This is a genomic window from Aminobacter sp. P4_H6_2 (assembly GCF_056400805.1).
Window position 1 is genome coordinate 1 of sequence record NZ_JBFUKO010000224.1, and the last position, 7,995, is coordinate 7,995.

General features: G+C 60.9%; 9 protein-coding genes and 1 pseudogene. 5 read left to right on the plus strand and 5 right to left on the minus strand.

Annotated features, from left to right (window positions below; all coding sequences use genetic code 11):
- Positions 1 to 426: TOBE domain-containing protein (locus AC1DUU_RS16565; protein ID WP_476784504.1), on the plus strand; the 426-nt coding region annotated here is incomplete at its 5' end.
- Positions 427 to 509: 83 nt separating this feature from the next.
- Positions 510 to 1,352 carry an SDR family NAD(P)-dependent oxidoreductase gene (locus AC1DUU_RS16570; protein ID WP_476784505.1) on the plus strand — a complete coding sequence of 281 codons (843 nt, stop codon included), beginning with the start codon at positions 510 to 512 and terminating at the stop codon, positions 1,350 to 1,352.
- 173 nt (positions 1,353 to 1,525) lie between these two features.
- On the opposite strand, the gene scpB is transcribed toward AC1DUU_RS16570, so the two are convergent.
- Positions 1,526 to 2,263 (minus strand): SMC-Scp complex subunit ScpB, encoded by a 738-nt coding sequence (gene scpB, locus AC1DUU_RS16575; protein WP_476784506.1) that lies wholly within the window; start codon positions 2,261 to 2,263, stop codon positions 1,526 to 1,528.
- Between the two features lie 3 nt (positions 2,264 to 2,266).
- Positions 2,267 to 3,232 carry a DUF1403 family protein gene (locus tag AC1DUU_RS16580; RefSeq protein WP_476784507.1) on the minus strand — a complete coding sequence of 322 codons (966 nt, stop codon included), beginning with the start codon at positions 3,230 to 3,232 and terminating at the stop codon, positions 2,267 to 2,269.
- Between the two features lie 260 nt (positions 3,233 to 3,492).
- Here AC1DUU_RS16580 and AC1DUU_RS16585 point away from each other — a divergent pair, with 260 nt between their 5' ends.
- Genes AC1DUU_RS16585 through AC1DUU_RS16595 form a run of 3 tightly spaced genes read left to right on the plus strand, consistent with a single transcriptional unit; the run spans position 3,493 to position 5,340 of the window.
- Entirely contained in the window at positions 3,493 to 3,747 is a 255-nt protein-coding gene (locus AC1DUU_RS16585) for a type II toxin-antitoxin system VapB family antitoxin (RefSeq protein WP_476784508.1), read from the plus strand.
- The gene (locus AC1DUU_RS16590) at positions 3,747 to 4,151 is read left to right on the plus strand and encodes a type II toxin-antitoxin system VapC family toxin (protein WP_476784509.1); all 405 of its coding nucleotides are present in this window, start codon (positions 3,747 to 3,749) and stop codon (positions 4,149 to 4,151) included. Before AC1DUU_RS16585 ends, AC1DUU_RS16590 begins: the two co-directional genes overlap by 1 nt.
- The gene (locus AC1DUU_RS16595) at positions 4,141 to 5,340 is read left to right on the plus strand and encodes a tyrosine-type recombinase/integrase (protein WP_476784510.1); all 1,200 of its coding nucleotides are present in this window, start codon (positions 4,141 to 4,143) and stop codon (positions 5,338 to 5,340) included. The genes AC1DUU_RS16590 and AC1DUU_RS16595 overlap by 11 nt, the downstream gene beginning before the upstream one ends.
- 129 nt (positions 5,341 to 5,469) lie before the next feature.
- Here the strand turns inward: AC1DUU_RS16595 and repC are convergent, their stop codons facing one another.
- The 3 genes and pseudogenes from repC to AC1DUU_RS16610 form a co-directional block, all read right to left on the minus strand.
- The gene (gene repC / locus AC1DUU_RS16600) at positions 5,470 to 6,678 is read right to left on the minus strand and encodes a plasmid replication protein RepC (RefSeq protein ID WP_476784512.1); all 1,209 of its coding nucleotides are present in this window, start codon (positions 6,676 to 6,678) and stop codon (positions 5,470 to 5,472) included.
- Positions 6,679 to 6,833: 155 nt separating this feature from the next.
- Positions 6,834 to 7,862, minus strand: coding sequence for a plasmid partitioning protein RepB (repB, locus tag AC1DUU_RS16605; RefSeq protein WP_476784511.1), 1,029 nt, complete (start codon positions 7,860 to 7,862; stop codon positions 6,834 to 6,836).
- Positions 7,862 to 7,995, minus strand: a pseudogene (locus AC1DUU_RS16610) (plasmid partitioning protein RepA); the annotation flags it as partial. The pseudogene AC1DUU_RS16610 and the gene repB, both read right to left, overlap by 1 nt.

A 7,995-nucleotide genomic window follows, 5' to 3' on the forward strand; every position in this document is an offset into this window, starting at 1 on the left:
ATGCAACACGGCAGCCCGCACGAGCTCTACGAGCGGCCGGCCAATTTGTTCGTTGCTCAGTTCATCGGCAGCCCAAAAATGAACGTGCTCGCCTGCGCGCCCTCTGATGAAGGTAAGCTCGACCTTTCCGGGCAGGGCGCACTCGCTCTCGCCTTCTCCGGCACGCCAACCCAGCTCGGTGCCCGCCCCGAGCATCTGACGCTCGTTTCGCCCGAGGCCGGCAACTGCCGCGGCACGGTCGAGGTCGCCGAATATCTCGGCGGCAACACCAGTGTCTTCGTGCGCAACGACCGGCTTGGTCTGATCAACGTCAACGCGCCTGCGGATGCGCCGGTGCGCATCGGCGAGACTGTTGGCATCGCCATCGACGGTGCGCGCGTGTCGTTGTTCGACGCTGAGGGTTCCGCCATCGCCCGCGCTGCCTGATCGCTAAATATGCGAAAGCGACAGGCGAGTTTTGCCTACAATCCGTGACCTTCAATTGCCGAGCAATTCGAAACGCTCGCAGGATGATCAGTGCCCCAGGGCGATGCGTCACCGGTTGCGCTCGTGGCATGGGCGCTGGCGCTGCGGTCCGCGCCGCCCGTGAAGGCGCAAACATCATCGGCGTCGGCTGGATCAAGGATCTCGGTGAAAAGACCATCGCCGACATCGTCGCTGCCAGTGGAAAAGCCACTTTTGTTTATGGCGACGTCGGCGAGACTGACGCCTGCGAAAAGATGGTCAAAACAGCCGTTGATAGCTATGGCAGCCTCGACCTGGCGCTCAACAATGCGGGCGTCATGGACGGCGTCTATTCGGGCGATCCGATAGACTACCAGGCACAGAAGCCGCTGATTTTCGCCCCGATCCACAAGGCCACCGACGAGTATTGGGACCGTGTCTTTCACAGTGGCCTTTTCCGCTGCATGCGCGCCGAACTCATGCAGATGGTTGCGCAAGGGCGCGGCGGCCCGATCGTCAACCTGGCCTCCATCGCCGGCATGACTGGTCTGGCCGGAAATCCCGCCTACGTCGCTTCCAAGCATGCGGTCAACGGCCTCACCCGCAATGCGGCCATCGACTACGCGCCGCATGGCATCCGGGTCAATTCCGTCAACATGGCGGCGACCGACACTCCGATGGTCGAGCGCGCGGGGATCCTGGTCGCCGAGGCCACGAAGGCCAACAAATCGACTGGGCCTAACATGGGCCGAGCCAAGACCTTCAGCCTCCTTGCCTATGCGGACCCCAAGCAGCGTCCGGCAACCATTGCCGAGCAGGTGTCGACAATGCTCTTCCTTCTATCCAACGAGGCGTCCAATCTCACCGGCGGCGTGTTCCCGACCGAAGGTTGCTGGACGTCGTACTAGCTGTTTAGTCCCGGCATTTGCTGGAGCGGACTGACGTGAACCAGTCGGGCTGGGAGGTCCACGCCGGCGTACGTTTCACTGGGGCAGTGCCGAACGCGCCACAATTCCTTCCCTAACCTAAGCCCTCCGGACATGCTGTTGCGCTGACGATCTGACCGGCCCTTGGTTGGCTGTTAGATTTCCCTCATCGCCTCACCATCAAAGACTCCGCTATCCGATAGGTCGCTGTCATCGTCCCCTTCGCCTCTTAGAGGGCCGACGGGAATACCACCCGCCAGCAGCATGTCTTTACTGAGCAGACCGGCATCCTCGAGCGACTCGAAGTCGGGCAGGTCGCGCAGCGTATTGAGCCCGAAGTGGGACATAAACGCCCGCGTCGTCACATAGGTATAGGGCGCTCCCGGTTGCGGGCTGCGGGGGCCGGAGGCGATGAAGTCTTGCGAGCGCAGCACACCTATCAGATCGCGGCTGACTTCCTTACCTAAGAAGGATGACAGATCGGCACGGGTGATCGGCTGGAAATAGGCGATGCACATCAGTACGAGACTTTCCGACTGCGACAGGGTTTTTGACCCCGGCCCGCCATCCGCGCCCTGCCCGGTGGCTGCCCGGATTGCATCGGAATAGACCCGGCGGGTCCGATGCTGCCAGCCGCCGGCAACAGCGACCAGTTCGTACGGCCGGCTACGCAACTCGTTGCGGATGTCATCGATGATCAGGTCGATGCTGCAGCATTTGCCGACTACACGCGCCAAGACCTCAGGAGACACCGGCTCACGTGCAGCGAAGATCACGGCTTCGACCCGGCCCATCCATTCGCGCCAGCGCAGATCCGCCGGCAGATGCTCAAGTTCAGTGTCCAGCTGCTTCGGCTGGGCTTTGTCTGCTCTTCGGCCGGTCTGATCAGCCATCGCCTAGAGCCCGTACAGCCGAAACGTCGACCGCCCCGACAGTTCGCGCACGGCGTCGAACGTCCGCAAGCGCTCAAACAGTCGCCGCGACGCAAACCGTGACAGGTTTCTGGTCGTCAGCGACCCAGAAATCGCGTCTTCATCGAGCAGTTTCTGGATCGCCTCCCCAGCCCCCTTGGCACGTAGTTTTGGCGCTACCGCCATCAACCGATCGGCGCGCCGGGAAATCTCTGCCCCCAGCCGGCAGGCCTCGGCGGCACCGTGCGCTAGCGCCAGGTACACCGACCGCTCAAAATTTTGCTCCCCAGGCCGGATTCTTGCGGCGATCCCGCGGCCGCCTTCGGTTCGGAAGGCCGGCGTAAAAACTTGCGCCATTAAAAGTGGTACCGGCATTTTCCAGAGCAGCTTCCGCGACAGCACAAGATCAGCCAGCCACCATCCGAGCGGCTCGGCATCGGGACGCACGGCAAGAACCTGCGTGGCGATCGCTGTGGCGGCGAACGGCGCCGATCTGTTGTCGCTGGATAGCGCCAAGTCGTTGATCTGCATGGGAATGGTGGCCAGATCCTCGCTCCAACGCAGGCCGAGTAATTCCACGATGCCGGCAAGGGTATCGACATCGACAACCGGCGGCTTGGATGCCAACCGCCGCCAGCCAGTTAAAATGTTACCGGCCGGGCCCACATCGTCGCCAGGCCGGGTCATAAGCACGGCATCGCGCAACGCCGCTTCATCTTCGGTTCGACCAGCGAGACGCACAGCTGCGGTGGCGCATTTCAAGGCTTGGCGTTGGCGCCACGCGCCGGCCCATGCTGGCTCGCCACGCACCAAATTGTCCAAGGAGTTCAGGGCGGCGCCAGCCATGAAGGCCGCTTCTGCGTCGCTTGCGACATGCCCGCGCCACTGCGCCCAGCTGGGGACGCTCGGGGATTGATGGGCGACAAGCGGTGGCGCAGCGGTTGGAATCATGTTGGGGAGTGTAACAAGCCTGTGCGCTTATTGCCATTGCTGGGCAGCAAACCGCACAGCCTGTTGGCAATCTACAACGACTGATAATGTTGCATTATCGCTCGTTATGATCTCTATTCCGAAAATGGCCTCTCTCGTCGAGCAAAACGCCGAAAAGGGTACTCGGCGGCGTTCTGCTCGACGACAGGAGGCGCGTGCAATTCCATCGCCGATAGGCTATCTAGGTATAAAATATACACGTAGGTAGATGGAACCTCTTTATGGCATTGAGCATCAAGGATCCCGAGACGGAACGCCTCGCCCGCAGCCTAGCGGAACGAACGGGCGAAACGATCACGGTTGCCACTCGCCGCGCTCTTGAAGATAGGATGCGCCGGCTCGGATCCGACACACGCAAGGCTGCGCTTCTCGAAGATTTGGCTGCCAGCCGGCGGCGCTGGGGCACCATGTCAGTGCTCGACACACGTAGCGCCGACGACATCCTTGGCTACGATGAACACGGGTTGCCGAGCTGATGGTTATCGACACATCCGCAATTGTCGCGATCGCCAAAAACGAGCCTGAAGCGGCAACCTTCGAAAAGTTGATTGCCGACGATCCGGTGCGGCTCATCTCGACCGCCACGGTGTTGGAAGCAGCCATGGTGCTTGAGACGCGCTTCGGCGAACTCGGCGGGGCCGAACTTGATCTATGGCTTGCACGGGTGGAGGTCGACATAGTCGCGGTCGAGGTCGAACACGCCGATCAAGCGCGTCGCGCGTGGCGGCGTTATGGCAAAGGCCGTCATCCAGCCAGCTTGAACTATGGGGACTGTTTCTCCTACGCGCTTGCCAAGCTCGCCAATGAGCCCCTCCTCTTCAAGGGCAATGATTTCTCGCAAACTGACATCCGAGTAGTAGCGACAGGAAATGAACACTAAGAATTCACTCGCCACGTCGGCCGATAGCGATGGCGACGCTCTTCCCGACATCATCGATGTCGCGTTGGCGATGAAACAGCACCTGGATGCGGCGGTAGGGCCGAACACCTTGGTCATTCCAGATGACAAGCCCCCCTCTCCCACCCTGCTGCTCACCGAGGCTGCGCCTTCCGTCCGGCTTCCGGCGCAGCTCGATAGGCTTGCCCAACGCGCTCGCGGCTATGTCGAGGCGGCCAATTCCGCCAACACCCGCCGCGCCTATGCCGCGGACTGGAAGCATTTCGGCGATTGGCTCCGCCGCCAGGGCCTTGCGGCACTGCCGCCCGATCCCGAGACCGTCGGGCTTTACATCACCGCTTGTGCCTCTGGCAGCATCTCGGGTGGCCCAGGAGACGGCGCGGCAGCGCGTAAGGATGCCGTTTCCACCATCGAACGGCGCCTGTCGTCGCTTTCCTGGAACTATGCTCAGCGCGGCCTGTTCCTCGACAGGAAACAGCCCGCAATCGCCACAGTCGTGGCAGGCATCCGTAACGCCCATGCCCGGCCTTCCCGGCAGAAAGAAGCGATCCTGTCCGACGACCTCATCGCCATGCTGGAAACACTTGAGCGTGGCACTTTGCGGGGCATGCGCGACCGCGCGATGCTACTACTCGGCTTTGCCGGCGCCCTACGCCGCTCAGAGCTCGTCGGCCTCGACTGCGGCCGCGATCAGACACAGGACGGCCGTGGCTGGATCGAAGTCTTCCCAAGCAAGGGCATCCTCGTCACACTGCGCGGTAGGACCGGCTGGCGCGAGATTGAGATCGGCCGCGGTTCAGCTGATTCCACCTGCCCTGTCGTGGCGCTGGAAACCTGGTTAAACCTAGCCCGCATCGCCCACGGCCCGCTGTTCCGTCGCGTCACCGGGCAAGGCAAGCGMGTCGGCGCCGAACGGCTCAACGACCAAGAGGTTTCCCGTCTGGTCAAGCGCAGCGCACTGTCTGCCGGCGTGCGCGGCAACCTGACCGAGGGCGAACGCGTCAAGCTTTTTGCCGGCCATTCGCTTCGCGCCGGCCTTGCCTCGTCAGCAGAGGTCGACGAACGCTACGTGCAAAAGCAACTCGATGACACAAGCGCGGAAATGACACGCCGTTATCAGCAACGTCGGGACCGCTTCCGCATCAACCTCACCAAAGCAAGCGGCCTATAGAAGCCGAGAGGCTCCTCCCTGCCGTAGAGAGCACGAGAGTTCGACTTGCAGTGCGGCAGGAACATTGATTCGCCGTTTTGGGTACGACTTGAGAATAGCCGGTGAGGAATTGCTGCAGCTCCGCTGACCTTATCCTGCCCTGGCCTGGGGCCCTCCCCTGCCGCGCAACAGCGCCATCAGCACCGGTCCGATGGAGAACTCCCCGGCATTGGCCTTGGCTGTGAGGCTGCGCAGGTAGCCGCCGGGGCTGGCAATCGCCTCACCCCGCTGCAGCATTGCCGCCACCATGATCGCTGCGTCAACCGACCCCATCGCCTCGCAGGCTTGGTGCCACGCATCGGGACTGACGCCGAGCGCTCTGCCCACCAAGTTTGCCGTTTCCACCAGGTCAGCCCAGCCCGAAATGCCGTTTCGTGCGTAATCGGTAATGTCAGGGCATGCACGCAGCACCATGCCAAGCGGATATCCCGTTGGTGGCTGGTTCTTGATCACCAATTTCACGGCAGCAGTTGTCCACTGCGCTTTTTCTGGGCTGGGTTCAGATTCATGAGGATGTGTATCTGAATACTGTATGTGGCGCTCGAAATGAGACTCATTGGCGCTTGGTTTTTCAGTTTTAACGTGATTTTCCAGTGTCTTGCGCACCTCTTGGGCAACCAATGCAAACTCAGCGGCAATTGGTTCGAGCTCAAGGCGCGTCGCGGTGCGTGGAATGGCGTCTGCGATCTCACGATACCTTATGTGAAGGCGCTGCCAATCGGCAGTGATGCCCTCCTCCAGGCCAAAGGCGATCATCTTGGCGATGTCGCGGCGCAGGATGGTGATACGCTCGCGCACCAGCAAAAGCGCCCTTCGCTCGGCCCTGACAGTCTCAGCCAAACGCTCGAACTCCTCAGCACGTGCTAGAAGGGGGGAGAGGTCGAAACCGAAGGCCCACTTGATCGCCCCGTCAAAACCCTTGCGGGCGTAGCGCTTGCCATTTGGGCTGTCGCGGCGCACCACAAGGCCACATTCGACAAGTACCGACAGATGCCGCCGCAAAGTAGCGGGCGCCATGCCATGCGCACGAAGCGCAAGCTGCGTGTTTGATGGAAACACCACTAGCCCCTCCCCTTCCACGAGATCCGTGTCCGGATGGAAGCTCAGCAGCGCATTCAAAACAGCCAAAGCGCGATCGCTCGCCCCCAGCAATCCCTTGGCCTCACAGACCGTGCGAAACACCTGCCATTTGTTGGCACTGGTGCCGGGCGCACATCTGTCGGCTGCTAGTTGCCCTGCCACTATGGCAAGCGTCAGTGGCCGCCGCCCAAAGGGCGTCGTCGAGATATGATTCTCCATCATTTCCTTGCCTTTCAACGAGGCAAAAGAAATCCGCTCACCTGTTCGGTGCCGCAACTCTTGACAGTGATTCGAGGAAATGCGATTCTCTAGGTGTTCAAGCTACGAGAAGGGCTTCCACGACGGCAACGTTTGGGGGCCTTTTTCTTTTGCGGTCAGTCTCCTGTTTCAGTTTTTTCCGAATCCTTGAAAGCCCCATAGAGGCGTCCAAGATTCGCGGATATCCAGCCGCCAAAGCCTGCGGCATCCTTGTTTTTCAGGGCCAAAGTGTAGGTTTTGCCATTCGACTTGGCCGTCACGCTCACTGATTTGTCGGCTGGCGCCCATTCCAAGGACGGGCCTTGTGGAGCTGCCTTACCCGGTTTCTTCGTGAGTGCATCCATCACTCCTTGGAATCGGTTGTCGCTGGAGGCGTCCCTCATTGGACCTTGTGAGAGCATCGAAAGAAGGTCTGGAACCTTTGGAGCGATCGCCAACTCGGCCAACTCCATCCAGCGCCGACGACCAACTTCGGGCGCAGCCCCGATTGCCTCTATCAGCTCGGTAGGCACTTGGCGCGCAACGCTGATCATTTTTGACAGTGCGGCCTTGTCGACGCCAAGCGCTGACATGATCACGTCTCGTGCGAACGCACGGTCCTCAAGGCGTGCAGCAAACAACGCGCGTTCGATGAAAGACAGGTTGGTCCGCGCGTTGTTTTCTTGCCCCTGGCTGACCACCAATTCGTCGTCGGTGAGGTTTCGAACGACCGCACGAACCTTAATGCCTAGCTTGGAGACGGCTGCCACCCGGCGATGGCCATAGGCCACCTGATAGCGACCTTTGATCTCTGGATGGGGCCGAACAAGGATAGGAACCTGTTGTCCGTGGTCCTTGATCTGTTCCACCAGCAAAGACAGTTCTGCCACATCCATAGCGAGACGGTCGCGCACCATCGATGCGTCAACGAGCGCTGTCTCAAGTTCGACAACGGTGTTGCCCTCGGCCATCTGGCGCTCAAGATCGTGGGCGCGTTCGACCTTCTGGGTGATGTTTCCAAGAGTCTTGGCGATACCCCCGATCGGGGCAGTGTTGCGCACGCCAGCTGGCACCATCCCGGCAATCGGCCGTGAAGCCGAAAGTGCCTCGGAAGGTCGTGGTGCCTCTCCGCCTGCCGAGACTTCAATCAGGTTCTTGCGCGCCATTATTTCCTCCCCCAAGTGGCCTTGAGAAGATCTTCGATCTCCGAGTTGACCTGGTTGAGCGATTCCATGGCACGGTCGTAGGTGCCGCGGGTGAACTGGGCGCGTTCCACTTCGTAGAGGGTTTGCTTAGTAA

Coding starts and splice junctions, on each gene's coding strand:
- repB (WP_476784511.1), bottom strand. CDS start 7,862: ATGGCGCGCAAGAACCTGATTGAAGTCTCGGCAGGCGGAGAGGCACCA.
- AC1DUU_RS16580 (WP_476784507.1), bottom strand. CDS start 3,232: ATGATTCCAACCGCTGCGCCACCGCTTGTCGCCCATCAATCCCCGAGC.
- AC1DUU_RS16585 (WP_476784508.1), top strand. CDS start 3,493: ATGGCATTGAGCATCAAGGATCCCGAGACGGAACGCCTCGCCCGCAGC.
- AC1DUU_RS16590 (WP_476784509.1), top strand. CDS start 3,747: ATGGTTATCGACACATCCGCAATTGTCGCGATCGCCAAAAACGAGCCT.
- scpB (WP_476784506.1), bottom strand. CDS start 2,263: ATGGCTGATCAGACCGGCCGAAGAGCAGACAAAGCCCAGCCGAAGCAG.
- AC1DUU_RS16570 (WP_476784505.1), top strand. CDS start 510: ATGATCAGTGCCCCAGGGCGATGCGTCACCGGTTGCGCTCGTGGCATG.
- repC (WP_476784512.1), bottom strand. CDS start 6,678: ATGGAGAATCATATCTCGACGACGCCCTTTGGGCGGCGGCCACTGACG.